The sequence below is a fragment of the Paraburkholderia sp. RAU2J genome, assembly GCF_003634845.1.
GTDB classification, from domain to species: Bacteria; Pseudomonadota; Gammaproteobacteria; order Burkholderiales; family Burkholderiaceae; genus Paraburkholderia; species Paraburkholderia fynbosensis.
In genome coordinates this window covers 145,668-172,648 of the sequence record NZ_RBXG01000003.1, presented here as the reverse complement: position 1 = coordinate 172,648, position 26,981 = coordinate 145,668, and the positions used below count along the sequence as shown (strand labels likewise).

Sequence of the window (26,981 nt, the reverse complement as noted above, 5' to 3'; positions counted from 1 at the left end):
CGCTCGCTCAGCTGGCCAGGCAAACCTTGGGAGAGGGCATTTGACAACACAACTGAAGCAGGTCGAAACCAGGCGCCTGTACCAGCACATCGCCGATCAGATTCGCTCCCTGATTGGGTCGGGCGGCTTCGCGCCAGGAACGCGTCTGCCGGCGGAGCGCGATCTCGCGCAGCAACTCGGCGTCTCCCGGCCGTCGGTTCGAGAGGCTCTGATCGCGCTGGAGATTGCCGGCTCTGTCGAAATTCGTCAGGGCTCGGGCGTGTACGTGTGCCGCGTGCCCGACCGGTCGTCCAGTACGACAGCCGCTATGGGCGAAAGTCCGTCAGAGTTGATGCAGGCGCGGGCTGTACTGGAAGGGTCGGTGATCGTGTTGGCTAGCGCGCTGATCACACCAGATGGGTTAGCCCAATTGCGCGAGACCCTTGATGCAATGCGCACGCAGGTGAAAGCGGGACTTTCGCCGCTGGAGCATGATCGTGCGTTCCATGTGTGCATTGCCGAAATGAGCGGAAACTCCGTGCTGGTACGGATGGTGGCCGAATTGTTCGACGAACGGCACAGCCCCATTTCGTCTCGCCTTAGCGGGCACGCGGAAACGAGCCAGACCTGGCAGGCGGCGCTTGAAGAACACGAGGCAATTTATCGGGCCCTTGAGGAGCGAGACCCGCTAGCCGCGCAGGCGGCCATTCGTCGCCATCTGAAGGCGTCAGAGGCGCGATGGATAGAGGCGAGTTGAAAGTATTTCGGAGCGTCGGAGAGGACCGTTTCTGATGTCTTCTTTCCGGGAGTGCTTCCTCTTTGGTAACTCAACCGAAGGCTCGTCGGCGTGACGGTTCTCACGGCCTGCTGCCAACGGAAGTCTGATTCGACAGTCACTTCAAGCGCGAATCCGTGATACTCATACGTGCGCGTCATGGCCTGCTCCGGCTCTCACTTGCCGTGCCTGCATTCGCGGATACCCTGAATCTAAGGTTATATGAACGGTCGTTGCAGGCCGTCGTTGAAGGCCTGCGGCAGTCCAATGCATCGGGCGGAACGGACATCTACGCGTCCGCTTTACCAGAGTAAACGTTGACTCCGTCTAAGGGGTCGCTGGCGAACCGTTCGCGATCACCCGGCCGACCGGGCTGGAGGCTGTTCGGCGAAGAGGACGTTCATGAATACGGCGCGTGACTCCCTGCGACTCAGTCCCGACGGCCTCATCGCCACCCTGGACTCTCGACGTGGCGCATGCGGCGAGACAGAACTACACAGCTTTTGCATTACAGCCATTCAATGACTATGCTTTGATCCCGTTCCGCGCATGCGAGACTGCAATGACAACCGCTAATGTACGTCGGTATGTGGTCAATACGCAGGAAACGTATGAACGGAATGCGTGGCGATCGGCTTTCTTTGTCGGCGTCGACGATCCGGATCCCACTGCGGCGTTCTTTGGCGAAAGTAGTCCTGGCCCGCTGTTCAGTACGGCTGACGGGGCCGCATCCGCTGCGCTTCGCCGCGGAGTCGAATTTGCCGGCGGACTGCCCGACCCCGCCGTGATCGGCCTGTTGACCCTCTATCCATGAGTGGGCTTCGCGCCGCGAAGGCATGGCAGAGGGCTGGCGCAGTTCTGTCTGTTGGCATCACTGTCGGCCTCTTCAAACCGCGATGTATATACACTGTCTTTGTAACTTTGTACCGCCGCCGTCGATACATGCAGGGCACCCGCCGGTATCGGGCAGCCTGCCTGGCTATTTCCAGAGTCGGCATGCCGGCATGAGGCACGCGGTTTGCACGATCCTCAATGACAGGCTGACGTTACAGGCGACACCAGCCGGCAAAGAATGTGGATTGGCCGGGATGCGCGATGCCGGTTCCGGCAGCGACATAGCTGCGATCCACGAATGGATTCGGCCGACAAACGGATACCGAAACGGATAACGGGAGCCCTCAATGAAACTGCACATGAAATATGCCGCGGTCGCGGCATCGGTTGTACTCCTCGCGATTGGCGCGACCGCCTGCAAGCGCGCAGACAATAGCAGCGATGCAGCCAGTTCGGCGGTCGGCGCCAGCGGGACGATGAGCGCTCCCGCCACACCAGGCGCCATGGGCGCGAGCGGTGCCAGCCAGTAGCGGAAATGGAGACAGCCGGCGTGTCGCCGCGTGATTCACGACATCCCGACCTTCCTCAATGTCCACTCCGATGCGCGGCGGCGTGAATCCGTCGCGAACTCCACCGGCTCAGGCACTGCCTCGACGGTCGTGGATGGCGCGCGCCGCGAACCTGGCGCTTGCCGGCACGGGCTCGACGCCAAGCGGCTCCCGGTTCGCTGTCGCCCGGAATGCCGTTCTGGCTCCGCGAACCTCTTCACCGCTCCATGGACTCCGCAAGGGAACCATCGGGTCGTCGTTCGCGGATGGGCACACCAGGGTGACCCGCCTTCCGGACGTCCGTTTCGACGCTACAACTCGTAGGGAGCGTCCGGTATGTCGAGCAGCGCATCGTCGACGTCGAGTTCAACAGAGCATGCGCCTTGTAGCGGTGGTGGATCCTGTTGCTCGCTAAAGCGCGTGCGAACCATTTCACAGAGTCGGTCGCGGACCACGGCACGTGCGGACGTATCAAGGGCTGCATAGTGGTCGATCTGTTGTCGGGAGAACCGGACGGTGATGGCACACCGCGCATCAAGGGACGCATCCCTGTGCGACTCCACCACCCACGAGAGATGAATGAAATAAACTGACCCCTCGTCATAGCTGCTGACAGCGGCTGCCTTCGCGGACTCAAAGACTTCCGAGAGCGCCAGTTCGATTTCTTCGATACGTTGGGGCAAATCTATCTGGTTCATGATTACATCCTTGTAGATTCGTCTGACCGGGATACATAAGCGTCCCGGCAAACGGCCGGATACATGCGGCGCCGGAACGGACCGATGCCCAAGCGATGTTGAGGATCTGCGTGCCGCTGAAGGCCGAGGCTAAGGGTTGCATCGTCGGCATATGAGCATCTCAATCGTTTCCGTATGACATGTTGCGGGGCGAACGGCGCGTCTGCTCGTCTGCCAACTCACACACGCCGACGCTCACGCCTTCATGCGCTTGCCGGCGAAGTAGCGCTCCAAATCGAAGCGAGGCGCTACGCACATCACGGATGCGAGCCGAGCGTTGGGCGAGCTGCGCGACGGCCCAGATTCACCGACGCGGCCGTGCCGAGTATGCGGTGATTCGGTCAGGGCAGAGCGCATTTTTCCCTCACTTCTGGCCTGACGAACCAGTTACGACGAGCCGTCCGAATCCACTTTGGCCACGTTGGATGCCCTGCGGTCCAGTTTCATGTACATGTCCGCCGCTACGACGCCAAAGATAATGTGAACGAGCGCGCTGACCCAGTTCCGCGCCTCCGCGAACCACGGAAAAAATTGGGTCATGCCATAGAAATTGATTATGTAGACGATCAAGCCGAAAACGGCACCCGCGAGCGTTGCCATCCCCACGCTCGAGTCGAGGCTGAACGACACCGCGATCAGGCTGAGGATGAGCGCGAGAACGATCGCAAGGGCAAAATGGACGATGAAGGCTGCAAGGACAATGCCGACAGAGAACGCATGCGGCGATCGCAATGCGCCACGACCCAAAATGATAGCGGCGATCATGCGTGGAGGTTCCGTCAGGCTCTGGCCGGTCACGAGCGCCATCAGAAAAACCCCCAATATGAGGAATATCGCTCCGGCGATAACCCCCGCCAGGGCGGCTGCCCGCCAGTCGGGCTGACGGTGCGTGAAATGATGGGAATCCAGGTGAAGTTCCACAATTTCTCTCCCAATCGATCCGGATAATTCATTTTAGGTCGAGCAGTCGATCCTGCCGGATGCAAGCGCGTGGGCCTGTGGCGCCGGCGCCTGCGAAATCGGGCTCCGGTGCAAATAGGTGGTCTGGAAGGTGGTCTGGAAGGTGGTCTGGACGAGATTTTTGCTATATAGAAAGGATACCTCACGAAGCGGACAGGACGGCCTTCCAAACCGTGGGTGCAGCGGTATCTTTGAGGCCGAGCTTCGCGAGACTGAATTGGCCTTTGCGAATAGATGTACCAACTCAATACTTGAGAGAGTGATCGCTGCATTCCCGAAACGTTTGAAGCCGAGGATGACTTTCGTGCGGGACTTGATGTTGCGGTGGTCCTGTTCGACCAGATTATTGAGATATTTAGAGGATCGGACCTTCGAGTCCTCAGGCAGCAAGCCATCGGACTTCATCTCGCGCACGGCGCGGTGCGATCCCGCTTAACCATCGAGCGTGATGGTCTTCGGTGGCTGGCCTTGATGCCTGATTGCCTTCCTGAAAAAGGCTTTTGCCGCCTTCACGTCGCGCTTGGCGCTGAGCATGAAGTCTACCGTCTGCTCCTCCCGATCTACTGCCCGATAAAGACAGACGCACTTGCCGCGCAGCCTGAGGTAAGTCTCATCGACACGCCACGTCTGACCGGTGGGCCTGCCAAAGCGGTTCCACTGTTTGACGAACTCCCGGCGCAAAGCGCCACACCATGAATTTACGCTTTTGCCTGAAGCGCAGCCCGAGCTTTTTGCGCAGCCGCTTTATGCCTTCACGCGGATTCCGGCTTTTAAATCGGTTTTCGATATTCTGGATATCAAACAACTGATGTCTCGTCGGGCGAGTGGGTATTCGCGGTCGATGGAGCGTGTCTCGCCAGAGCGGTCCGTCACGAAGACCACTACACTGACAAGGTTGTGCATACAGGTCTAGAATGAAATTGGCGTTGCGTCGTTCGCGAAATGCTTCTGCCGAAAGAAAAGCGGCTGGCGACGTGGCCAGCAATCCCCACACAGGACAGTGTCGCTCACTGCAAACGTGCGGATTTCGTTTCGACGTAATCTGGACCAATTGGGTCCTGATTAAAACGGGAGATGTTCCGATGTTGCGCATGAGCAAACTTGCGGATTACGGCACGGTGATCATGACCGCGATGGCGCGCGATCCCGATGCCGTCCACAGCGCAAGCAGCATTGCGGCGGCGACCGGCGTCGCGATGCCTACGGTGTCAAAGGTGCTGAAAGTCCTGACGCGCGGTGGTGTCGTGGAGTCGCTGCGGGGCGCAAACGGCGGTTACCTGCTGGCGCGGCCGCCCGCGCGGATCACGCTGGCGGAAGTAATCGCCGCTGTCGACGGCCCGATCGGGATGACCGAATGCAGCACGACGCCAGGCCTGTGTATCCAGGAGGCGGCGTGCGCGGTGCGCGCCAACTGGCAGAAGGTCAATCGCCTGATTTACGAAGCGTTGCAGCAGGTCACGCTGGCGGACATGGCGGGCCCCGCGTTGCGCGCAGTCGATATCAGCGCGATCCGCGCCCGTAGTATCCCCAGCCGCCGCGCGGGCGCGATGCCCGCCCGCAGATCGACTGACGGAGGCCACGCATGAGCGCATCCACAACCGGTTTCGATGAACTGATCAACCGCGAATACCAGCACGGTTTCGTGACCAATCTGGAGGCCGATGCGCTTCCGCGCGGGCTGAGCGAGGACGTGGTCCGGCTCATTTCGGTGAAGAAAGACGAGCCGGCGTTCATGCTCGAATGGCGGCTCGCGGCCTATCGCCACTGGCTCACGATGACCGAGCCGCACTGGGCGACGGTCGAACACCCGCCGATCGATTATCAGAACATCGTCTATTATTCCGCGCCGATGACGCAGAAGAATCGTCCGAAGAGTCTCGATGAAGTCGATCCGGAACTGCTGCGTACCTACGAAAAGCTGGGTGTGCCGCTGAGGGAGCGCGAACTGCTGGCGGGCGTAGCGGTGGATGCGGTATTCGACAGCGTGTCGGTAGCGACTACGTTCCGCGAAAAGCTGGCGGAACTCGGCATTGTGTTCTGTTCGTTCTCGGAGGCCGTACAGCATCATCCCGAACTGGTGCGAAAGTATCTCGGCTCGGTCGTGCCGCACACCGACAATTTCTTCGCTGCGCTCAATTCCGCCGTGTTCAGCGATGGGTCGTTCTGCTACATCCCGCCGGGCGTGCGCTGCCCGATGGAACTGTCGACCTACTTTCGTATCAACGCCCAGAACACCGGGCAGTTCGAGCGCACGCTGATCGTCGCGGACAAAGGCGCGTACGTGAGCTATCTGGAAGGCTGCACCGCGCCGATGCGCGACGAAAACCAACTGCATGCCGCTGTGGTCGAACTGGTCGCGCTGGAAGGTGCACAGATCCGCTATTCGACGGTGCAGAACTGGTATCCGGGCGATGCGTCGGGCAAGGGCGGCATCTACAACTTCGTGACCAAACGTGGCGACTGCCGCGAGGCGAATTCGAAGATTTCATGGACTCAGGTGGAAACCGGTTCGGCGATTACGTGGAAGTATCCAAGCGTGATCCTGCAGGGCGATAACTCGGTCGGTGAATTCTATTCGGTGGCGCTGACCAACCACTATCAACAGGCCGATACCGGGACGAAGATGGTTCACCTCGGCCGCAATACGCGCAGCACAATTCTGTCCAAAGGCATTTCGGCGGGCCGGGGAAAGAACGCGTACCGTGGCCTCGTGAAGGTCGGCCGTGCGGCGCAAGGCGCGCGCAACTACACGCAGTGCGATTCGCTTTTGCTCGGAAACCGTTCCAGCGCTCACACATTCCCCTACATCGAGGTCAAGAACCCGACCGCGAAGGTCGAACACGAAGCATCGACATCCCGCATCGGCGAAGATCAGTTGTTCTATTGCAGGCAGCGTGGGTTGTCGCCGGAAGATGCGGTGTCGATGATCGTGAACGGCTTCTGCAAGGAGGTCTTCAAGGAGCTGCCGATGGAGTTTGCCGTCGAGGCGCAAAAGCTGCTCGGCGTCAGCCTGGAAGGCGCCGTGGGATAAACCCACAGCGATTCGCGAGGGAGTCGGACCATGCTCGAAATCAGCAATCTGCAGGTCGAAGTCGACGGCAAGAAAATTCTGTATGGCATCGATCTAAGTGTAAAGGCCGGCGAGGTGCACGCGATCATGGGCCCGAACGGCTCGGGCAAGAGCACGCTTGCCCAGGTGCTGGCCGGGCGCGAGGACTTTGCTGTCACGGGCGGCGAGGTCTCATATCTCGGCCGTGACCTGCTGGCGCTCGCACCCGAAGAGCGCGCGCACCAAGGACTGTTTCTCGCGTTCCAGTATCCCGTCGAGATACCCGGCGTGAGCAACGTTTATCTGCTGAAGGCGGCGCTGAACGCGCAGCGGCGGTATCGTGGCGAGCCGGAGCTCGATGCGATGGAGTTTCTGCAACGGGTCAAGGAGAGGATGACGCTGATGCAGATGGACGAGAGTCTGCTGTATCGCGCCGTGAACGAAGGTTTTTCCGGCGGAGAGAAGAAGCGCAACGAGATTCTGCAGATGGTCGTGCTGGAGCCCCGGCTCGCCATTCTCGACGAAACGGATTCCGGGCTCGACATCGACGCATTGCAGATTGTCGCGCACGGTGTCAACAGCATGCGCAGTCCAGAACGGGCGATCGTGCTCGTGACGCACTATCAGCGGCTATTGGACTACGTCGTGCCGGATCGCGTGCATGTGCTGGCGAATGGCCGGATCGTGAAGTCGGGGTCCCGTGAACTCGCGCTGGAGCTGGAGCGTAGAGGCTATGGTTGGATCGACGATGAAGCGGTGCAACCAGAAAATAGAGCAAGCCAGGAAAGCGCGGGGCATCCATGAAAAACGAATCCCTCGACTACTTCCATCAGGCTTTTGCGCAACTCGCGCAGACGTTGCCCGGCGCTGAGCTTCCGTGGCTGCGTGCCGCGCGCCGAAGCGCGTTCGACCAGTTCGACGCGCTGGGTTTCCCGACCACGCGGCACGAGGACTGGAAATACACGAACGTGTCGGCGATCGGCAAGCGTTCCTGGCATTTCAGGGCGCAACGCACCGACGATAGCGACGTGCTGCACGTCATCGATGAACTCAAGCTGGACCCTGCCGGGCATCGACTGGTCTTTGTCAACGGTCGGCATGTGCCGCGGCCGTCGAAGCTGAATGGCTTGCCGCATGGGGTATTTGTAGGCTCGCTTACGCGGGCGTTGCGAGAAATGCCGCAACGGCTTGAGGCGGCGATCGCCTCGCAGGCATATACAGATGGCTTTGCCGCGCTGAACACGGCGTTTATGACGGATGGGTTTGCCATCGTGCTGCCGCCTGGCGAGGTCATCGATCAACCGCTGCATATCCTGTTTCTGACCGACGAAGCGGGTCTTGCGGTGCAGCCGTTCAATGTCGTGCTTGCGGGAGCACGCTCGGGCTGCACGATCGTCGAGCATTTTGTAGGGCTGAGCGACGACGCGTACTGGACCAACGCCGTTACCCGCATCGTCGCCCACGAGCAGGCGGACGTGCAGCACTACCGGTTGCAGCAGGAAAGCTCGAAGGCTTTTCATATCGCGTCGGTCGCAGCGGCGCAGCAACGCGGCAGCTGTTTTACCTCACATGCATTCGCTTTCGGCGCCGCGTTGTCGCGCACCGGTATCGGCACAAGCCTGAACGCCGCGAACGCGCAAGCCACGTTGAACGGTCTCTATTTCGTTGGCGGCCGGCAGCACGTCGATCACCACACGCGCATCGATCACGCGGAGCCACACGGCACGAGTCGCGAATACTACCGCGGCGTGCTCGACGGCGCTGCGCGCGGCGTGTTCAACGGGCGCGTCATCGTGCATCGCGATGCGCAGCAAACGGACACGCATCAGGCGAATCACAACCTGCTGCTGTCACGCGATGCGGAAATCGACACGAAGCCACAACTCGAGATCTACGCCGACGACGTGAAATGCACACACGGCGCGACGGTCGGTCAACTGGACGACAACCAGCTGTTCTATTTACGTGCACGAGGTGTCGAAGAGCGCATGGCGCGGGCGCTACTGACATACGCATTTGCGCGCGACATTGTCGAACGTGTGCGCATCGATTCGCTGCGTGAGCGGCTCGAAAACCTGCTGTTCGCGCGCACCCCGGAAGGCGAGCGCATCAGGGAGTTGCTATGAAGCCGATCGAACAGATGCAGACGCCCGATCCGCGCAATGTCGAGCACTGGCGAGCCGATTTTCCGATTCTGGGCGAGCGCGTGCATGGCCGGCCATTGGTCTATCTCGACAATGGCGCCACTACGCAAAAGGCCGCCTCGGTCATCTACGCGGAAAACGCTTACTACCGGCATAGCAACGCCAATGTGCACCGCGGCGTGCATCTGCTGTCGCAGCGCGCGACCGATTCATTCGAGGCCGCACGCGCGAAGATTGCACGCCTCATCAATGCGCAGCGTCCCGAGGAGATCGTATTCGTGCGTGGCACGACCGAGGCGATCAATCTCGTCGCCCAGAGCTATGCTCGCCCGCAGATCAAGCCCGGCGACGAAATCCTGATTAGCGCGATGGAGCACCATTCGAACATTGTGCCGTGGCAGCTCGTCTGCGAGCATACGGGCGCGGCGCTGAAAGTCGTGCCGATCGACGATACGGGTGCGCTCGATGCCGACGCGTACGAGCGTTTGTTGAGTGAACGTACGCGGCTCGTCGCGATGACGCACCTGGCCAACGCACTCGGCAGCATCAATCCGGTGGAGCGCATCGTTGCAGCGGCACACGCGCGGGGCGTGCCGGTGCTGCTGGATGGTGCACAGGCAATCGCGCATCTGCCGGTCGACGTCCGCGCAATAGATTGCGATTTCTACGCGTTTTCCGGGCATAAGGTGTACGGACCGACTGGCATTGGCGTGCTGTACGCCAAGGCCGCACTGCTTGAAGCGATGCCGCCGTGGCAGGGCGGCGGCGACATGATCCGCTCGGTAACGTTCGAGAAAACGGAATACAACGCGATTCCGTGGAAGTTCGAGGCGGGTACGCCGAACATTGCCGGCGCGATTGCGCTGGGTGCGGCGCTCGACTATGTCGACAGCATCGGCATGGAAGTCATCGCCGCGCACGAGAACGAACTGCTCGCCTATGCGACGGCCGCCCTGCAGGTGATACCGGGCTTGCGTTTTATCGGTAGCGCACGCGACAAGGCAAGCATTCTGTCGTTCGTGCTCGACGGCGTGCATGCCCATGATGTCGGCACGATTCTCGATCGACACGGCATCGCCGTGCGTGCGGGCCATCATTGCGCGATGCCGGTGATGCAGCGCTTCGGCGTACCGGCTACCGTGCGCGCGTCGCTCGCCCTCTACAACACGCATCAGGATATCGACGCGCTGATCGAAGGCCTCGTCAAAGTCAGGGAGATATTCGGAACATGAGCGATCTGCGTGATCTGTATCAGGAGCTTATCTTCGACCACTACCGGCGGCCGCGTAACTGTCATGGACTGTCCGGTGCCAATCACACGGCTGAGGGCTATAACCCGCTGTGCGGCGACCGCATTACGCTATATCTGCGAATCGAGGACGGCATCGTCAAAGAGGCGAGTTTCGAAGGCGCAGGCTGTGCAATTGCGACAGCATCGGCGTCGTTGATGACCGAGGCGCTGAAAGGCAAAACGGAAGCAGAGGCCGAAGCGCTGTTCGGGCGCTTTCACGACATGGTGACCACACCCGCTGCAGGGCAGGCGCCAGCCGCGGAGATGGGTAAGCTGGCGGTGCTGTCCGGTGTACGGGAGTTTCCCGAGCGTGTGAAGTGCGCGACGCTGGCCTGGCATACGCTGCGCGCCGCGCTGCACGACGAGGCTCGCCCCGTTTCGACAGAGTGAGGCAGACGATGAGCACATTCGACTGGCTGAAGCGCGCTGAGGCCGCACAACCCGGCAGCGGCGCAACAACTGAACGTCTTGAAGAGCGCGTGATCGACGCGCTGCGCACCGTGTTCGACCCGGAGATTCCGGTCAACATCTACGATTTGGGGCTTGTTTATGGTCTTGACGTGGACGAAGCCGAAGGCCGCGTCGGGATCCGCATGACGCTGACCGCGCCCGGCTGCCCGGTCGCGCAGACCTTCCCGGCGACCGTGGAGGATGCAGTGTTTTCGGTGAGCGGAGTGAACGACGTGCACGTTGAACTGGTGTGGGATCCGCCGTGGTCGAGAGACCGGATGTCGGATGCGGCGCGCCTGCAATTGGGGATGCTCTGACATGTCCGACTGGGTCGATGTCGCCGCGATCGGGGATTTTCCGGCCGGGTCTGTTCGCAGCGTCGAGGTCGATGGCGCGCAGGTTGCTGTGTTCAACGTCGACGGCACCTGTTACGCAATCGAGGATGTCTGTCCGCACGACGGCGGCATCCTGACGGGCGGGGTGGTGGAAGGCGACGTGGTCGTCTGTCCGCGCCACGGTGCACGATTTTGCATCAGGACCGGAAAGGTGCTGGCGCCGCCGGCATATGAGGATGTGGTGGCGTTTCCGGTGCGGGTCGAGGCGGGCGTCGTTCAGGTGCGTGACGAGCGGTGGGATTGAGGTGCGCTGTCGACCGGCTCTCGTTCTCACGAAAGCGACGTCACGACGCCCCAGCCCCCTGATGCAGCTCGCCGCCTTCAAGCGCCGGGCGATGTCGGCCGTTTGCAGTGTCCCGCGTTCAGTCGGTGAATGGGCGGCGAGATAGCGGGCGACCGCAATGAGAATGTGCCGGCCTTCGCCAGTATCGCTTCACACAGCAAACTGCCGGATCCCGGCCTCTAGCATCTGATAAGCGTGGATCCTTTGCTTGACCCGCTTACCTTACTGCGACGGAACCCGGGCAATGCCCAGGCCGAACTTCGCCGACCAGCAGCGCACGGTCTCGTAGGTCAGATCGATGTCGCGCGCGGCCAGGACCCCTCGACCAAGCGCAGGCTCAGCGGAAAACGGTAGAACAGTTACGCCGCATAGCTGATGACGTCGGGCGGGGACCGGTAGCCGCCGGCATAGGAGAGGGTGCCGCTCGGGGGTACATTGTGTGGCAGGGTGACAGTACCGTTCGGGGTCGATGCGAATTTCTTCCCATCATCGGCAGCGCAGGCACTGCGCGTCGGCGACCATATCAGGACACAGGTGCGCCGGTTCTGACGTGCGGTTAGCGGCGCGGCCCGTCCGTGTCGCCGGGTTCGATGTAGGGTGCCACCAGGCGGTGCGCACAATGCCCACGCCCGGATATGGCGCCGAGGATCAGCTCCGCCATGGTCTCACCGGACGAGTGCCCGGTCGGCTGCACGACAGCGGTCACTGTGTGAGGGAACGAAACATCGGGCGGCACGCCGTCGTACACGATCAGGGAGAGATCGGTTCTGACGTTTCGGCCACTATCGCCGATTGCCCGGAATGCCCCCGTGCCGGCGATATTGTTGTCCACCAGCACGGCGGTCGGTGGCTCGTCGAGGTTGAGCAGGGTGCGCATCGCATCGTAGCCACCTGTTCTGTCGAATGAGCATTCGATCAGCAGTTGCGCCTCGGGCTCGATGCCTGCCTCACGCAGAGCCGTCAGAAAACCCGCCCGCCGTTGCGCCGCGAAGTTCAGCGTCAGCGGCGCGCTCACGATCGCGATTCTTCGATGCCCGAAACTGAGCAGGCGTTGGGCTGCTGCGCGGGCGCCCGCTTCATTGTCGAAGTCGAACCATCCGTATGGCTGCGCACTGTTCGTACGGCCGTACGCAATGAACGGGAAGTTGCGCTCCTGCAGAAACTGGATGCGCGGATCATCCACCAGCGTACGCGCCACGATCAGGCCATCCACCAGCTTGCCGTCGACGAGGCGCCGGTACGTCTCGAGTTCTGCATTCGGCCGCGCCGAAACGATGAAAAGGTCCAGGCCGCTCTTCCCCAGGCCTTGCGTCATGCCGGCGACAACTTCGCCGAACCGTGGGTCGCCGAGCGCATTGGCGCCAAACGGGTACACCAGTCCCACCGCCTCCGCTCGGCCAGTTGCGAGCCGGCGGGCAGTGGGGTCCGCGTGATAGCCGAGTTCCTGGGCAGCCTGCCTGACCCGCGCGCGCGTGGCCTCGCTGACGTCGTCGTATCCGTTTAGCGCCCGGCTGACGGTCGTCCGCGAAAGACCGAGCGAGCTCGACAGCATTTTCAAGTTCACCTTCACTGTGCCACCTCTGGACTCCCCGTTTCCGATCCTCCGACGCTGCCGCTGAAAGCGGGCGGTATGCCGAAGTATGCATATCCTACACGTCTGCGCAAACGTTTGACGTCCAAACCGGTTTGGATTAGCATTCAAACCGGTTTGGACGTGCTTTTAAGTAACTTGCTCAGCTGTTTTTTCGACCCTTTCAGGAAGCGAACCCCATGAATTCACTTCGGTCCCCGCAAAAGATCTCGAACCGTACTCGCCTGCGTACCGGCCTCATCTCCGGCTCGCTACTCGCAGCGGCTGCGGTACCGGCGCTCGCCCAATCCAATGGCGCGGGCTTTCCCGCACCGACCCCGCACTCGCAGCAGGCATATGACCCGGAGGATAGTTTCACGATGCGCTGGACGCGCGCCGACATCCGTCAGATCAAGGCGCAGTCCCACACCGCAACGGCCGCGGACAAGAATTCACTGCCTGCTTCACTGACCATGCCGGACATCGCCCAGGACTTTCCGTTGATCAACCCGAACGTGTGGGTCTGGGATACCTGGCCGCTGGCCGATCTGCGTGCGAACCAGTTGAGCTATAACGGCTGGGAGGTGATCTTTTCGCTGACTGCGGACCCGCACGCGGGCTATACGTTCGACGACCGCCACGTGCATGCGCGTATCGGCTTCTTCTATCGCCGGGCGGGGATTCCGGCGTCGCAACGTCCGGCGGATGGCGGCTGGACGTGGGGCGGCCATCTCTTCCCGGACGGTGCAAGCGCCAAGGTCTTCGGCACCGCGCCGATGACCAACAACGCGGAATGGTCCGGCTCCGCGCGTTTGATGAACGGCAACAACGTGAGCCTCTACTACACGGCGCTGTCGTTCAATCGCTCGGGCGCGGGCGGGCAGGACATCACGCCGCCAATCGCGATCATCACGCGCACGGACGGCCACATTCATGCAGACGACAAGCACGTCTGGTTCGACGGCTTCGACAATCATCAGGCGCTGCTGCAGCCAGACGGACAGATGTATCAGACGGGGCAGCAGAACACCTACTATTCGTTCCGCGATCCCTTCGTTTTCACCGATCCGGCCCATCCGGGCAAGACATACATGGTGTTCGAGGGCAACACGGGAGGGTCGCGCGGCGCACGCACCTGCACTGAGGCGGATCTGGGTTACGCGGCCAACGACCCGTATCGTGAGGATCTGAACACCGTGATGAACTCAGGCGCGGTCTACCAGAAGGCGAACGTCGGTCTTGCCGTCGCGACCGACAAAAAGCTCACACAGTGGAAGTTCCTGCCGCCGCTCCTGTCGGCGAACTGCGTGGACGATCAGACCGAACGCCCGCAGATCTACATGAAGGACGGCAAGTACTATCTGTTCACGATCAGTCACCGGGGAACGATGGCCGCGGGCGTGGACGGTCCGGACGGCGTGTACGGTTTCGTCGGTAACGGCATCCGCAGCGACTTCCTGCCGCTGAATCAGGGCAGCGGTCTTGTGCTTGGCAATCCGACCGACTTCGATATGCCGGTCGGCGCGCCTTATGCGCAGGACCCGAACCAGAATCCGCGCGCGTTCCAGTCGTACTCGCACTACGTCATGCCAGGCGGCCTGGTCGAATCGTTCATCGATGCGATCGGCCCGCGCCGCGGCGGCACCCTCGCGCCGACTGCGAAGATCAACATTAGCGGCATTTCGACCTCTGTCGACCGGTCGTACGGCAAGGGCGGGTTGGGCGGCTATGGCGATATTCCGGCCAACCTTCCAGCAAACGGCAACGGCAACGGCAACGGTGGCGGCAACGGCGCTCAGTAAGTCTGTCTGCCGTACGTGGGCGGATGGCGGCCCGGCCTGCCATCCGCCCACGCAATCACGAAATCACCGACGCGAGTATGAGCGAGGCGGCATGAGCAGGTGGATTCCCGATCTGTCCGCGCACGGCGGCCCCGCGTATCTCGCCGTAGCGGATGAAATCGAAACGGCGATACGCGCCGGAGGCTTCAAAGCGGGCGACCGCTTGCCGTCGCAGCGGATGCTCGCCGACTTCCTCGGCCTGCACGTGAATACAGTGAACCGCGCGATGCGCGAAACGGCGCGTCGCGGGTTGACCACGGGCGACGCAAGGCGCGGCACAGTTGTTCTTCGGCCGTTGTCCTGAACAGTCTGCCCGCTTTGCCCACGACAGAAACAGACCACTCAATGCATGATTTGCAACGTTCCTTCATTCCCTTTCCGCGTGCGCTGTCAGCCTGGTTGTTCACGGCGCTGACCATGTCAGTCACGGCGTGCGCGGCGCCCTCCGCATCAGTCGGAGCGGACCATAACGGCACCACGCAGTGGAGATCGGCGCTTCACTACACGCCGCAGCGCAACTGGATGAACGATCCCAATGGGCTGGTGTACTACAAGGGTCTTTACCACCTGTTCTATCAGTACAACCCGAACGGCAACGTCTGGGGCGACATGTCGTGGGGACATGCCACCAGTCGCGACCTCCTTCACTGGGACGAGCAGCCGGTTGCCATGCACGCGAACGAACGCGAGGAGATCTTTTCCGGCTCGATCGTCGTGGATGCGCATAACAGCTCCGGGTTAGGCCCGGCGAATTCGTCGCCATTGGTGGCGCTTTACACGAGCGCTTATAAGACAGGGTCCGGGCACCCACAGGGCACGCAGGCTCAGTCGCTTGCATACAGCATCGATGACGGTCAGACATGGCATCAATACCCGCGCAATCCGGTATTGACTCTCGACCCGGAATCGAAAAACTTTCGTGATCCGAAAGTTTCGTGGTACGCGCCAGGAGGTTACTGGCTGATGACCACCGTCGTCGCGGACGCGCACGTCGTCAAGATCTACCGCTCGAACAACCTGATCGACTGGGCATTTCTCAGCGACTTCAGTCTTCCCGATGTCCCCAATCGCGGCGCACTGTGGGAAATGCCGGATCTGTTCGTGCTTCCTCTCGATGGCGATAGCCGGAATCAGAAGTGGGTGATGATCGTCAACGTCAATCCGTGGTCGATTGCCGGCGGATCCGGCGCGATGTATTTCGTAGGGAATTTCGACGGCAAGACGTTCACGCCGGAGCATGTCGCGCCTGCGGGTTCTGATCCCGCGCGCTATCAGTGGCTCGACCATGGCGCCGACTACTACGCGGCCGGGACATTCGCCAACGCACCTGGCGGCGAGGCAGTCATGATCGGCTGGATGAGCAACTGGGACTACGCAAGCCAGATACCCACTACGCCATGGAAGGGCGCGATGGCACTACCTCGCCTGCTCGCGCTAAAAACGGTCGACGGGCTGCGGCAGCTGACATTCGCGCCAGTGGAACAATACGCGCGCCTGCTGCGTAAAGAGTCGACCACGCGCGTGAATGCGCTTGCCGTCTCGTCGGCGACGCGACAGTTCGCCGCACCCACGCGAGGCATCGTCCAGAACATCACGATGACCATCAGCCCGGGTTCGGCACGACGCGCGGGTCTCATCGTACGCGGCTCGGAGAACGGCGAGACCGGCACCCGGATCTTCTACGACACCACCCGCGGGACTTTGACGCTCGACCGTTCGAGGTCTGGTGTAACTGATTTCTCGGACGCGTTCAGCAAGCAGCACATCGTCAATCTGCCGCTGGAAAACGGCAAGTTGCGCCTTACGGTAATAGTCGACAGGAATTCGGTGGAAGTATTCGCGGGCGACGGCCGCACTGTCATCACCGATCTTATCTTTCCGGCGCAAACCGACAACCGGGCTTCGGTGTTCGCCGACGACGGCGAAGCCACCTTTTCCGACATCGCGATTACCGATCTTGCTGCGCAGCACGGTGAGGGGCCTCCGCGCTAGCCGATAGAATTCGCGATGTGCATTGCGAAGGAATCACGGTAAGGCACGGCGTGATTGAAAACAAGCGCCAGGACTGCCCGGTGCCACCGATCTGCCGCCTGCTGGGCGTTTCCGTGAGCCGCTATTATGCGTGGCGCAAACGGGCGCTGTCGTTGCGAGCACAACAGGAACCATACCTCGTTGCCGAAGTACTATTTCAGGCGCCCGTGAGCCAGTTCCGCATGTAGACGTCAATAAGTCGCGGGGAAAGTGCTTCGAAAATGCATGCAGCCCCGTCTGCGCTACCTGTCACCCGTGGCATTCACGCAGCGCTACTATGTGAATCAGGTCGCTGCCTGACCCTGCTGGCGTCCACGGCTTCCGACTGAGCTCAGCATAACGAGAACGCACGCAGTGCGTCGGTCACGGACAACGTCCCTTCTGCCGACTCCTTGCGGCCGGTGAACGGAAAGACGTCGGGGCCGCGCTGGCATTGGCAGTTGATATTCACGCGACACACCTGATGACCAACGGATCGATCAGCGCGCCGATTTGGGACGGGTTGAAGCCAAAGATGCTGACCTGCCGGCCGTGCTCGGACGTTGTCACGTATTCAAGCGCGGTTTCGACATCGTCGAAAGGCGCGACTGGAATGAGCGGGCCGAATTGCTCCTCGCGATACAGCGCCATGCCGTCGCTGACCGGATAGATGACCGCGGGATAGAACAGCGTCTTGCAGAACTCGCCGCCAGCATCATTGACCACGCGCGCGCCTTTGGCTTTCGCGTCGTCGATCGCCTCGGTCATGTGGGCGGTGCGGTGCATGCCCGGCAGTGGCGTGATGCTCACACCCGGCTCCCATGGCATGCCCACCTTCAGCTTCGCCAGTTCCTCAGCCGGCTAGTTCGTCATCGGCGTCGCACGGTTTGTACCGTCCGCGGCTACGTCACTCGGCGCCCGGAAGACATTCCCGGTCCTGCGCGGGTGAGCTGGGGCTCGGGCATGCCTGATGCTGTACTGAAGACATCTCTCACCAGTTGCGCGGGCAGCTGGCATCAACCGGCACAGGAAATCCGGTCGGATGTTTAGAAAGCATTCGGCGGCGCTAGATCTCGGGCAACACCCAGGAATCTTTGCGGATCGGCACGCGGCAAAAGCGCGAATCACGAGATCGTCGATCTGCTCAATGACCTGCCCGAAAAAATAACTGCGGTCTCGTGCCGCCTTGCAGGCGGATCGTCGTGACGAGTGCGTCACGTCATTTCCTACATCCATTATTGATAAATAAGGAGCGTTATCATGAATCCGACCCCTGAGTCCGCCCATGAAGGCGGAGCACAAATCACGCGCACGAGCGCCGATCCGGCCGACGGGCCGGGCCGCGATGTCATGGCTGCCGCAACGCTCGACGGCAATACCGTGCTGAGCGCGGACGGCGACGACGTTGGCAAGATCAAGGAGATCATGCTCGACGTGCGCACCGGTCGTATAGCGTACGCGGTGCTGGCAAGCGGCGGCTTTCTCGGCATCGGCGGCAAGCTACTCGCGATACCTTGGGCCATGCTGACCCTCGACAGGTCGCACGAACGTTTTGTGCTGTCGGCATCGTCCGAGCAGATCAGGAATGCACCGGGCTTCGACAAGGATAACTGGCCGGCGATGGCCGATCCGAACTGGGCCGCCACGGTGCATGCATACTATGGCAGCAAGCCATACTGGGGAAGCCGCACGGAACTACCCGTCGACGAGCGCGGCGATATGCGGATTGGTGAAAGCGTTGGGGATTCGCCTGCGTCGCCTGAGCGAGGGGACGTCAAACTTTAACATCGGCGACGCGGGTTCTGTCGCGCTAATGCGCTGGGTAGAATTCAGCAAACGGAAATTGCAGACGCTAAAGATGACCGGAACGACAAAGACACCGCGTGAGACATTGCCGCCTGGGATCGCCAAGGTGCTGAAGCGACTGCACTACCCGCTGGAGGTGATTTTGCTGTGCGTTCGGTGGTACGTGGCGTACTCGTTGAGCCTGCGCAATCTGGAAGAGATGATGGCGGAACGCCGTGTCGAGGTGGACCATTCGACGGTACACCGCTGGGTGATCAACGGCCAGTGGAAGTACTTCTATCGTGCGATGGATAAGGCCGCAAAGACCGTCGATTTCCTGCTGCGAGCCCATCGTGACAAGGCTGCCGCGCGTCGCTACTTCGAGAAATCCATCGAACAGAACGGCGAACCGTAGACCATCACCGTAGACAAAAGCGGTGCCAATCTGGCCGCGCCGCAAGCCATCAACGCCGAACGGAAAACGCCCATCAAGGTGCGCCAGGTCAAATATCTGAACAACGTTGTCGAACACGACCATCGCGCGATCAAACCTATCGTCAAACCCATGATGAGTTTCAAGTATTTTCGTTGCGCCCGCATCATCCTGTCGGGCATCGAACTGATGCATATGATCAGGAAGGGCCAAATGAAAGATGCTGGCGCAGACGGGACTGTTGCCGAGCAATCCGTTCGCTCGTCATTTAAGAATTCCTGAACATACGGGACTTGCTTATCCTGCCGCCCTTATTGCGACACAACCGCGCGGGGTTGCGACCGGTTTGCTGGCCGGGATCGTTCTTTTTGGCTGCAGTGGTTGCGCCGCGTTGAGCGGACCGCCCGCGCCAGAATGGCCGGGGCCACATGCACCGTATCCCTTCCCCAACGATGTTCCGCACCGAACGCAGTGAGGCCGGCCACGCACCGGGCAGGTCATCGCGGAGACCTGCGTTGATACGGCATGCATCAAAGGAGACTTGATCATCAGTCGCAAAGCAGCCCCACCGTCGGAATGGCAGGCGCTCGCCCCGCGATCAGATCGGCCGTGATTCGGGCCGAGCCGTGGGACATGGTCCAGCCGATATGACCGTGACCGGTGTTCAGGTAGAGATTGCGATACTTGTTGCGGCCCAAAAACGGCAGATTCGTTGGCGTCATCGGCCTGAGCCCGGCCCACATTTCGGCGCGATCGTAGTTGCCCCCGGCAGGGTAGAGCTCCCGCGTGACGCGCTTCATAAACGCGAAGTCAGACGGTTTGTGGCTCGTGTCGTAGCCGGCAAACTCCGCCGTCGCGGTGACCCGGATCCGGTCGCCGAAGCGCGAAATAGCGACGAGATTGTGCTCGTCGACCGCCGCGACGGTGGGGGGCAACGGCTGGCCATCGATGGGAATCGTGAGCGAGTATCCCTTGATCGGGTAGATCGGCAGATCGATGCCGATCTGCCGGCTAAGAACCGGACTGTACGAACCCAGTGCGAGCACATACGCGTCGCCTGTGACGAGGCCCCGATCCGTTCTGACGCCCACCACGTTCTGCCCGGCTATTTCGAAGCCGCTGACGGCGGTGTCCGTCAAGAGCGTACCGCCGCGCGCGACGATCTTTTCCGCCAGGGCGCGGGTGAATTTTGCGGGGTCGCCGGTTTCGTCGGTCGGGCAGTAAATGGCGCCCGCTATTCCGTGTTTTGCCGAAGCCAAGGACGGATCGACCGCGACGACCTGATCGCGGCTGAGCACCCGGATGACTTGCCCATCGGACTCCAGCAACTTCATCTGTGCGACTCCGCGGTCCAGCGCTTCCTGCGTACGATGAAAATACAGAATTCCGCGGTCGTTTCGATCGTATTCGATCGCCTCCCTGGCGATCACCTGCTGCAGCACGCGTTGCGAGTACGCGGCCAGCCGGTGCTTGAGCAGCGTATTGCGGCGCGCCTTCTTCGATGTGCATTCCATCAGGAAGCGCCACGACCAGCTATAAAGCCTGGGATCCGCAGAAAATTTGAAGCGCAACGCCTGATCCTTCAACACCAGCGATTTGAGCAGAATCATTGGCGCTTTGGGCGAGGACCACACGAACGAATGCCCGGGAGCGATCATTCCCGCGTTACCCCAGCTCGTTTCCGCTGCGACCAAAGGCTGCCGCTCGACGATCACGACGTCACAGCCATCGTTCTGTAACTGGTATGCGGTTGTCACACCGACAACCCCGCCGCCGAGCACGATAACTTTCATGTTGTCCTCAGATGCAAGGGGCGGGGCCCTCACGACAGCGCGGCGTCGCTCCGGCGCTTATGCTGCGCCACCAGCGATTCCTGCGTGGCAGCGGGCACCGGCGCGTAGTGGCTCAGTTGAATACTGTAGCTGCCGTGTCCGCCAGCGATCGCGTTCAGGCGAGACTGATAGTCGTTGAGTTCGGCAAGCGGCACCTGCCCCACAACGACCACGGCATCCCCGCCGACCGGGCGGGAGCCATGAACCTGGCCGCGTCTCGAAGACAGATCGCCGATGATGTCGCCCATCGCGGGTTCTGGCGTCGTCACCTCGATGTCGACGATCGGTTCGAGCACGATGGGCTGGGCTTTGAGCACCGCGTCGATGAACGCTTTGCGCCCGGCGGTCACGAATGCCACTTCCTTGGAGTCGACCGAATGACTCTTGCCGTCGAGGACCGTGACCCGCACGTCCTGCATTGGAACGCCGGCAAGCGGGCCGCTCTCGATCGCCTGAAGAATGCCTTTTTCCACCGCGGGAATGAACTGGCCGGGGATTGCGCCGCCCTTGACCGCGTCGACGAATTCGAAACCCGTGCCGCGCGGCAGCGGGTCCACGCGCAGCATCACTTCACCGAACTGTCCGGCGCCGCCGGTTTGCTTCTTGTGGCGGCAGTGCCCGTCGGCGCTGCTGCCGACGGTCTCCCGATAGGCAATTTTCGGCGGCCGCGTGACGACTTCGAGCTTGTACAGGTCCGACAGCCGCTCCAGCATGTAGCGCAGGTGCAACTCGCCGAGGCCTCGAACCACGGTCTCGTTGGTGCTGGCTTCGCGTTCGATACGCAGACACGGGTCTTCCGCGGTTAGCTTCTGCAGCGCTTCCCAGAGCCGCTGCTCGTGCCCGCGGCGTGCCGGCTCGATCGCGAGGCCGTAGATGGGCATCGGGAAGTTCGGCGCGACGAGGTGAATGTTGCCGTCCTCGGGCGCGTCGTGTAGCACGGCATCGAGGCCGATCTCGTCGGCCTTGGCCACCGCGCAGATATCGCCTGGACCGGCACGCAGCACGTCCACGTGTTCCTTGCCCTGCAACATCAACAGATGAGCGACGCGAAACGGCTGCCGTTTGTCACCGATAAAGAGTTGGCTGTCACGCTCGACCGTACCCTGGTGGATGCGGAACACGGCCATCTTGCCGATGTAAGGATCGACCACGATCTTGAAGGTGTGGGCCAACACGTGCTTGTCGGCGACCGGTTCGGCGTGCACGACTTCCTTACGGCCGCCGCCGAGATCGCGGTAGAAGAGCGGCGGGTTGCCTTCCATCGGATTGGGCAGAAGCTGAACCAACACGTCGAGCAGTTCCGCAACGCCGGCGCCATTGGCCGCTGACGTGAAGCAGACCGGCACAAGATGACCTTCGCGCAACGCGCGTTCGAAAGGCTCGTGCAACTGCTCCGCACGGATGGCCTCGCCTTGTTCCAGGTAGAGCTCCATCAGGGCCGGGTCGATCTCCACCACCTGATCGACCAGCGCATTGTGCGCGGCCTCCACGGACAGGAAATCCGCGTCGCCGGCAGGTTCGAAAAAACAGTCCACCACCTGATGGCCGCGCTGCGCCGGCAGGTTGATGGGCAGGCATTCCATACCGAACGTCTGCTGGATCTGCGTGAGCAGGCCCGGAAGGTCGACCTTTTCTCCATCGATACCGTTCACGATGATCATCCTGCAAAGCTTGCGTTCGCCCGCCCAGCTCATCATGCGCCGGGAAGTCATTTCAATGCCGGTCTGCGCATTGATGACGACGGCAACCGCCTCGACGGCTTGCAGCGCGCTGATCGACGGCCCCGAAAAGTCGGAATATCCGGGCGTATCGAGCAGGTAAATGCGTGTGTCGCGGTAATGCAGGTGAGTGACGGAAGAGTTCAGCGAGTGGTGATACTTCCGTTCGAGCGCGTCGAAATCGCCGACGGTCGTTCCGCGCTCCACGCTGCCGGGCGCATGGAGTGCGCCGCCGTGGTACAGCAGCGCTTCGACAAGGGAGGTCTTGCCGCAACCGGCATGCCCGACCAGGGCGAGGGTACGGATGGCATCGGGGCTATAACGCATGTTCGCCCTCGCACGGTAAGGGAGGTGGGGCCATTATTGGTGAAATCGGGCCTGTCTGCCATCCCGGGTAATCGTGCGATGCGGGCTGCAGCCGTCTTACTTCCATTGCGGCTGATCGAGCACCATTCCGTGCTGTCCCTTGTAGGCCGCCACGGCCGGCGGCGTCCACCCGTCCAGCAGGTGGGGCGCGAGCTGCCAGACCTCGATGCCGAGCGGCCGGCACACGTCCAGCGGATCGCGCGCGTCGGGCCCCCACATCGGTACGGACAGATCGCCGCCCGGACAAGTCGACAGCGCGCACAGCAAGTCGATCTCCGCGAAGAATTCCAGGTAATCGCCTTTCTTTGCCGGGCATGCCTTCATGAAGTATTTGTCTTCGAGATTCAGGCCGGTGCACTGGAACACATTGAGCACATCGTGGACGTCGTACTCGGTCAATCCGTACGGGGCGATGGCGCGCGTCAGGTTGGAGTGGCAGTGGAAATGAAAATCCTCGCCGGTCAGCATCCGGTTCACATAAGGATCGCAGCGCGTGCCGAGCAGATCGTGAACACGGCCGCCGTGCTCGTCGACGCCGTAGTCTGACAGACTGTCGTCGGTGATGGTCACCATCGGGCGCAGGAACGGCAGCGTCGACCATAGACGGTCGAACGTGCTCACGTGCGCCTGCTGCAACTGGCGCGTGCGCGATGCCCACATGCGCTCGCGCGGGTCGTGCCGGTTCCACAGGTTCAGGTCGGCAACCTGCGGACCTTCGATCGTGACGATCCGAAACACGTGGCCAGCCGGCACGGTCCACGCCTGCCCCGAGCGGATCGGCACGACGATCGATTCGACCAGCGTGCGGGTGTCCTGCTGCGAAGCGATGCGCTGATAGAACGGCCGATCGACATCGAGCGCGGAGCCTTTCGTGGACTGATAGGCAGCGGGGTAATTCAGCATGATCGATTCTCCTGCAATTTCAGGCCGACGCCGTATCGCGCTCGGGCGGCGTGGTCATCGTGCCGGAGCGGCGCAGCATCTTGTCGACCTCGCCAGCATGCAGTTCTTCGACGTGGATCATCTGGCGCGCGTATTCTTCCAGCGCGACCGAGCGACCTTCCGTCAGCGCGAGCAGTTGCCGGTACAGGTCCAGCGCGACTCTCTCGGCGTCGAGCGATTCACGCAGAATGGAAGCGATCTCGAAGACGTGCGAGTCGAGAAGCGGACCGATCGCGAGAGACGGGTAATCGCCCAAGGTGGTGATCCATTCGCCGGCCTGCTGCGCGTGCACGAGCGATTCGTCCGCCTGTTGCCGCAGCCACGCGACAATGGGGATGCGGCCAAATCCGAATACCAGGAATGAGTAATGGGTATATCGAATGACTCCCGCTAGTTCGGCCTCCAGAACCCGGTTCAATACGTCGACGACCTGGTCCTTATCGATCTCTGCCATGTTTGCCTCCATTGCGTTTGACCCGTTTCAACCGATGTCATTCGAATCGTCGGCGGGTGACTCTGCCGCGCCAGCACTGCCGCCCAGGTAGGCCGCGCGGACCCGGCTATCCTGAGCTAACTCGCGGGCGGAGCCCGCGAGCGCAATGCGCCCGCTTTCCAGCACGTAGGCCCGATGAGCGATGCGCAGCGCCTGACGGGCGTTCTGTTCGACGAGCAGAATCGAGGTGCCTTCGTGACAGATGTCGGCGATCATCCCGAAGATCGCGCGGACCAGCTTCGGCGCAAGTCCCATCGAGGGTTCGTCCAGCACTACGATACGCGGGCGCAGCATCAGCGCGCGGGCGATCGCCAGCATCTGCTGCTCGCCGCCGCTGAGCGTGCCTGCCAGCTGGCTGCGCCGCTCGCCGAGGCGGGGGAAAGCCGCATAGAGCTGATTCCTTCGCTGTTGCAACGCCGCATTGTCACGCCGGATCAGATAGCCGCCGAGATGCAGATTTTCCTCTACCGTCAGCGCGCCGAAAATGCGCCGTCCCTCCGGCACATGACCGAGCCCCAGCGCGACGATCTGGTGGGCGCGCAGTCCCGTCAGCCGCTGGCCGTCCATTGCGATGTCGCCCGCCCGCGGCCGGATCAAGCCGGAAATCGCCCGCAGCGTGGTCGTTTTCCCCGCGCCGTTGCTGCCGAGCAATGCAACGATCTCGCCCTGTGCGACGTCCAGCGAGATGCCGTGCAGCACTTCGACATTCCCATAGCTCACACGCAGGCCGCGGATTTCTAGGAGTCCCACAGCGATTTCTCCCCGCTAGCATCGTCGCTCGCTTCGTCCTTTTCGGCCGTGCCGAGATAGGCATCGATCACGCGCGGGTCCGTCCGGATCGCAGCGGGCTCGCCCTCGGCGAGCACGACACCATGATCCATCACGATGATCCGGTCCGATACGCCCATCACCAGCATCATGTCGTGCTCGATCAGCAGCACCGTCACGCCATGATCGCGGATTCGCCGGATCAGTTCCATGAGCGCAAGTTTCTCGGTCGGATTCATGCCCGCCGCCGGCTCATCGAGCAGCAGCAGCCGAGGGCTGCTCGCAAGCGCACGGGCGATCTCCAACCTGCGCTGGTCGCCGTAGGGCAGATCCGCCGCGCGCTCGCCCGCGCGGCCCGCCAGCCCGACGAAGGCGAGCCAGCGCAGGCCCTCGGACGAATGGTCCGCCGCGTCGGCACGCGCGGACGGCAAAGCCAGAAGCTCGGCGCCAAGCGAGGCCCGAAGCCGGTGATCCATGCCGATCAGCACGTTTTCGAAGGCCGTCATCTGGCCGAACAGGCGGATACCCTGGAAGGTGCGTGCCATGCCCTGATGGACGATGCGATGAGGCGCGCCGCCGGCCAGCCGTTCCCCGCACCAGACGATCTGGCCGCCGGTCAGGCGGATCACCCCCGTCAGGCAGTTGAACACGGTGGTCTTGCCCGCGCCGTTCGGACCGATCAGGCTCACGATCTCGCCGCTGCGCACCATGAAGCTGACACCGCCGACCGCCAGCACGCCGCCGAAGCGCCGCTGCATGTCGCGCACTTCCAGCAGGATTTCCTCGGTGACGGCGTGACTGGGCACTGGCGCCCGATCGGCGTCGGCGCCCTTGCGCGGCGGTGCGACGCGGCGCAACGGCGCCGGCCACAGCCCTTGCGGTCTCAGCAACATCAGGATCACGAGCCCGATCGCGAAAGCGAAGATGCGCCACAGATTCAGAAAACGGAGCATCTCCGGCAGGCCGGCGACGATGACGGCGCCGAGGATCACACCGGGAATGCTGCCCCGGCCGCCGAGTACGACGACGATGAGGATCGTGACGGACTGCAGATAGGTGAAGCCGGTTGGGTCGATGGTGCCGAAGCGGGCCGCGAACAGGCTGCCTCCCAGCCCGCCGATCAGCGCGCCGATCACATAGGCGAGCAGCTTCACGCGCAGTGTCGGCACGCCGACAGCTTCGGCGGCGGCCTCGTCCTCGCGGATGCTGGTCCAGGCGCGGCCCAACCGCGACCGGCCGAGCCGTATGGCGAACACGAGCACCAGCACGAGAAACACCATTCCCAGCTCGTACAGCGCCATCGGAGAACTGATCTCGAAACCGAACAGGCTCGGGCTCGCGATGCCGAAAATGCCGTTCGGGCCGCCGGTGATGTCGAGATTGGTGGCAACGATCCGCGTGATTTCGCCGAACCCGAGCGTGACTATCGCCAGATAGTCGCTGCGCAGCCGCAGCGTCGGATAGCCGATGACGATGCCCGACATGCCAGCGAACGCAAGACTGAACGGCAGCGTTTCCCAGAACGAGAAGTGCAGCAGGGTTTCCAGCAACGCGGTCGTGTACGCGCCGATCGCGAAGAAGGCCGCGTAGCCCAGATCGAGCAGGCCGGCATAACCGACCACGATGTTCAGCCCGAGACCGAGGATCGAATAGGTGACGATGGTCAGGCCGACATCGACGATATAGTTGCTCGCGACAGCGGGCAGCGCCACGGCGGCGACCAGCAGCGCGCCGCCGGCAGCCTTGGCCCAACGCGCGGAAGCCTGGGCGGCGCTCAT

General features: G+C 62.0%; 24 protein-coding genes and 4 pseudogenes. 17 read left to right on the top strand and 11 right to left on the bottom strand.

All coding sequences use genetic code 11. The features are described from left to right. Positions 1-40: 40 nt before the first annotated feature. The 3 genes from B0G69_RS32245 (at position 41) to B0G69_RS40815 (ending at position 2,118) form a co-directional block, all read left to right on the top strand. Entirely contained in the window at positions 41-736 is a 696-nt protein-coding gene (locus tag B0G69_RS32245) for a FadR/GntR family transcriptional regulator (protein ID WP_121325059.1), read from the top strand. Between the two features lie 487 nt (positions 737-1,223). Then, positions 1,224-1,568 (top strand): hypothetical protein, encoded by a 345-nt coding sequence (locus B0G69_RS32240; protein WP_147440803.1) that lies wholly within the window; start codon positions 1,224-1,226, stop codon positions 1,566-1,568. 367 nt (positions 1,569-1,935) lie between these two features. Then, a complete protein-coding gene (locus B0G69_RS40815; protein ID WP_147440802.1) occupies positions 1,936-2,118 on the top strand; it encodes a hypothetical protein in 183 nt (60 codons plus the stop codon). 329 nt (positions 2,119-2,447) lie between these two features. On the opposite strand, the gene B0G69_RS32230 is transcribed toward B0G69_RS40815, so the two are convergent. The 3 genes and pseudogenes from B0G69_RS32230 to B0G69_RS32220 all read right to left on the bottom strand — a co-directional run bounded on the left by B0G69_RS32230 (position 2,448) and on the right by B0G69_RS32220 (position 4,514). Next, a complete protein-coding gene (locus B0G69_RS32230; protein ID WP_121324131.1) occupies positions 2,448-2,834 on the bottom strand; it encodes a DUF3022 domain-containing protein in 387 nt (128 codons plus the stop codon). A gap of 426 nt (positions 2,835-3,260) precedes the next feature. Then, the gene (locus B0G69_RS32225) at positions 3,261-3,794 is read right to left on the bottom strand and encodes a hypothetical protein (RefSeq protein ID WP_121324129.1); all 534 of its coding nucleotides are present in this window, start codon (positions 3,792-3,794) and stop codon (positions 3,261-3,263) included. A 33-nt stretch (positions 3,795-3,827) separates the two neighbouring features. Continuing rightward, positions 3,828-4,514 (bottom strand): annotated as a pseudogene (locus tag B0G69_RS32220) (IS6 family transposase). Between the two features lie 401 nt (positions 4,515-4,915). On the opposite strand from B0G69_RS32220, the gene B0G69_RS32215 reads away from it, so the two are divergent. The 8 genes from B0G69_RS32215 to nirD are packed head-to-tail and all read left to right on the top strand — an operon-like array spanning position 4,916 to position 11,406. Continuing rightward, positions 4,916-5,419 (top strand): SUF system Fe-S cluster assembly regulator, encoded by a 504-nt coding sequence (locus B0G69_RS32215; RefSeq protein ID WP_121324127.1) that lies wholly within the window; start codon positions 4,916-4,918, stop codon positions 5,417-5,419. Continuing rightward, the gene (sufB, locus tag B0G69_RS32210) at positions 5,416-6,864 is read left to right on the top strand and encodes a Fe-S cluster assembly protein SufB (protein ID WP_121324125.1); all 1,449 of its coding nucleotides are present in this window, start codon (positions 5,416-5,418) and stop codon (positions 6,862-6,864) included. Before B0G69_RS32215 ends, sufB begins: the two co-directional genes overlap by 4 nt. A gap of 30 nt (positions 6,865-6,894) precedes the next feature. Next, the gene (sufC, locus tag B0G69_RS32205) at positions 6,895-7,686 is read left to right on the top strand and encodes a Fe-S cluster assembly ATPase SufC (protein WP_121324124.1); all 792 of its coding nucleotides are present in this window, start codon (positions 6,895-6,897) and stop codon (positions 7,684-7,686) included. Further along, positions 7,683-9,008 carry a Fe-S cluster assembly protein SufD gene (sufD, locus tag B0G69_RS32200; RefSeq protein ID WP_121324123.1) on the top strand — a complete coding sequence of 442 codons (1,326 nt, stop codon included), beginning with the start codon at positions 7,683-7,685 and terminating at the stop codon, positions 9,006-9,008. The genes sufC and sufD overlap by 4 nt, the downstream gene beginning before the upstream one ends. Further along, positions 9,005-10,258: a cysteine desulfurase gene (locus B0G69_RS32195; RefSeq protein ID WP_121324121.1), complete on the top strand. Its 1,254-nt coding sequence runs from the start codon at positions 9,005-9,007 to the stop codon at positions 10,256-10,258. Before sufD ends, B0G69_RS32195 begins: the two co-directional genes overlap by 4 nt. Continuing rightward, positions 10,255-10,707, top strand: a complete 453-nt coding sequence (gene sufU, locus B0G69_RS32190; protein ID WP_121324119.1) for a Fe-S cluster assembly sulfur transfer protein SufU — start codon at positions 10,255-10,257, stop codon at positions 10,705-10,707. The genes B0G69_RS32195 and sufU overlap by 4 nt, the downstream gene beginning before the upstream one ends. Before the next feature lie 8 nt (positions 10,708-10,715). Next, on the top strand, positions 10,716-11,084 hold the full coding sequence (locus B0G69_RS32185; protein WP_121324117.1) for an SUF system Fe-S cluster assembly protein: 369 nt from the start codon (positions 10,716-10,718) through the stop codon (positions 11,082-11,084). Between the two features lies 1 nt (position 11,085). Further along, positions 11,086-11,406 carry a nitrite reductase small subunit NirD gene (gene nirD / locus B0G69_RS32180; protein ID WP_121324115.1) on the top strand — a complete coding sequence of 107 codons (321 nt, stop codon included), beginning with the start codon at positions 11,086-11,088 and terminating at the stop codon, positions 11,404-11,406. 595 nt (positions 11,407-12,001) lie between these two features. Here the strand turns inward: nirD and B0G69_RS32170 are convergent. Further along, positions 12,002-13,015 carry a substrate-binding domain-containing protein gene (locus B0G69_RS32170; RefSeq protein ID WP_121324113.1) on the bottom strand — a complete coding sequence of 338 codons (1,014 nt, stop codon included), beginning with the start codon at positions 13,013-13,015 and terminating at the stop codon, positions 12,002-12,004. 200 nt (positions 13,016-13,215) lie between these two features. On the opposite strand from B0G69_RS32170, the gene B0G69_RS32165 reads away from it, so the two are divergent. The 4 genes and pseudogenes from B0G69_RS32165 to B0G69_RS42240 all read left to right on the top strand — a co-directional run. Then, on the top strand, positions 13,216-14,817 hold the full coding sequence (locus B0G69_RS32165) for a glycoside hydrolase family 68 protein (RefSeq protein ID WP_121324112.1): 1,602 nt from the start codon (positions 13,216-13,218) through the stop codon (positions 14,815-14,817). 91 nt (positions 14,818-14,908) lie between these two features. Then, positions 14,909-15,160 carry a winged helix-turn-helix domain-containing protein gene (locus B0G69_RS32160; protein WP_121324110.1) on the top strand — a complete coding sequence of 84 codons (252 nt, stop codon included), beginning with the start codon at positions 14,909-14,911 and terminating at the stop codon, positions 15,158-15,160. A gap of 113 nt (positions 15,161-15,273) precedes the next feature. Next, positions 15,274-16,848 carry a glycoside hydrolase family 32 protein gene (locus tag B0G69_RS32155; protein ID WP_241991581.1) on the top strand — a complete coding sequence of 525 codons (1,575 nt, stop codon included), beginning with the start codon at positions 15,274-15,276 and terminating at the stop codon, positions 16,846-16,848. Positions 16,849-16,853: 5 nt separating this feature from the next. After that, positions 16,854-17,042, top strand: a pseudogene (locus B0G69_RS42240) (IS3 family transposase); the annotation flags it as partial. A 179-nt stretch (positions 17,043-17,221) separates the two neighbouring features. Here the strand turns inward: B0G69_RS42240 and B0G69_RS32150 are convergent. Next, positions 17,222-17,709, bottom strand: a pseudogene (locus tag B0G69_RS32150) (aldehyde dehydrogenase family protein); the annotation flags it as partial. A 417-nt stretch (positions 17,710-18,126) separates the two neighbouring features. Between B0G69_RS32150 and B0G69_RS32145 the strand changes: the two are divergent. Further along, positions 18,127-18,651, top strand: coding sequence for a PRC-barrel domain-containing protein (locus B0G69_RS32145; protein ID WP_121324106.1), 525 nt, complete (start codon positions 18,127-18,129; stop codon positions 18,649-18,651). A gap of 73 nt (positions 18,652-18,724) precedes the next feature. Beyond that, positions 18,725-19,366, top strand: a pseudogene (locus B0G69_RS32140) (IS6 family transposase). A gap of 266 nt (positions 19,367-19,632) precedes the next feature. On the opposite strand, the gene B0G69_RS32135 reads toward B0G69_RS32140, so the two are convergent. The 6 genes from B0G69_RS32135 to B0G69_RS32110 all read right to left on the bottom strand — a co-directional run bounded on the left by B0G69_RS32135 (position 19,633) and on the right by B0G69_RS32110 (position 26,981). Beyond that, positions 19,633-20,877, bottom strand: a complete 1,245-nt coding sequence (locus tag B0G69_RS32135) for a D-amino acid dehydrogenase (protein ID WP_121324104.1) — start codon at positions 20,875-20,877, stop codon at positions 19,633-19,635. Between the two features lie 29 nt (positions 20,878-20,906). After that, the gene (gene fusA, locus B0G69_RS32130) at positions 20,907-22,961 is read right to left on the bottom strand and encodes an elongation factor G (protein WP_121324102.1); all 2,055 of its coding nucleotides are present in this window, start codon (positions 22,959-22,961) and stop codon (positions 20,907-20,909) included. 96 nt (positions 22,962-23,057) lie between these two features. Further along, positions 23,058-23,903 (bottom strand): DUF1989 domain-containing protein, encoded by an 846-nt coding sequence (locus B0G69_RS32125; protein ID WP_121324100.1) that lies wholly within the window; start codon positions 23,901-23,903, stop codon positions 23,058-23,060. 19 nt (positions 23,904-23,922) lie between these two features. Further along, positions 23,923-24,396, bottom strand: a complete 474-nt coding sequence (locus tag B0G69_RS32120) for a ferritin-like domain-containing protein (protein WP_121324099.1) — start codon at positions 24,394-24,396, stop codon at positions 23,923-23,925. Positions 24,397-24,423: 27 nt separating this feature from the next. After that, positions 24,424-25,185 (bottom strand): ABC transporter ATP-binding protein, encoded by a 762-nt coding sequence (locus tag B0G69_RS32115; RefSeq protein WP_121324097.1) that lies wholly within the window; start codon positions 25,183-25,185, stop codon positions 24,424-24,426. Further along, positions 25,173-26,981: an ATP-binding cassette domain-containing protein gene (locus B0G69_RS32110; protein WP_121324096.1), complete on the bottom strand. Its 1,809-nt coding sequence runs from the start codon at positions 26,979-26,981 to the stop codon at positions 25,173-25,175. The genes B0G69_RS32115 and B0G69_RS32110 overlap by 13 nt, the downstream gene beginning before the upstream one ends.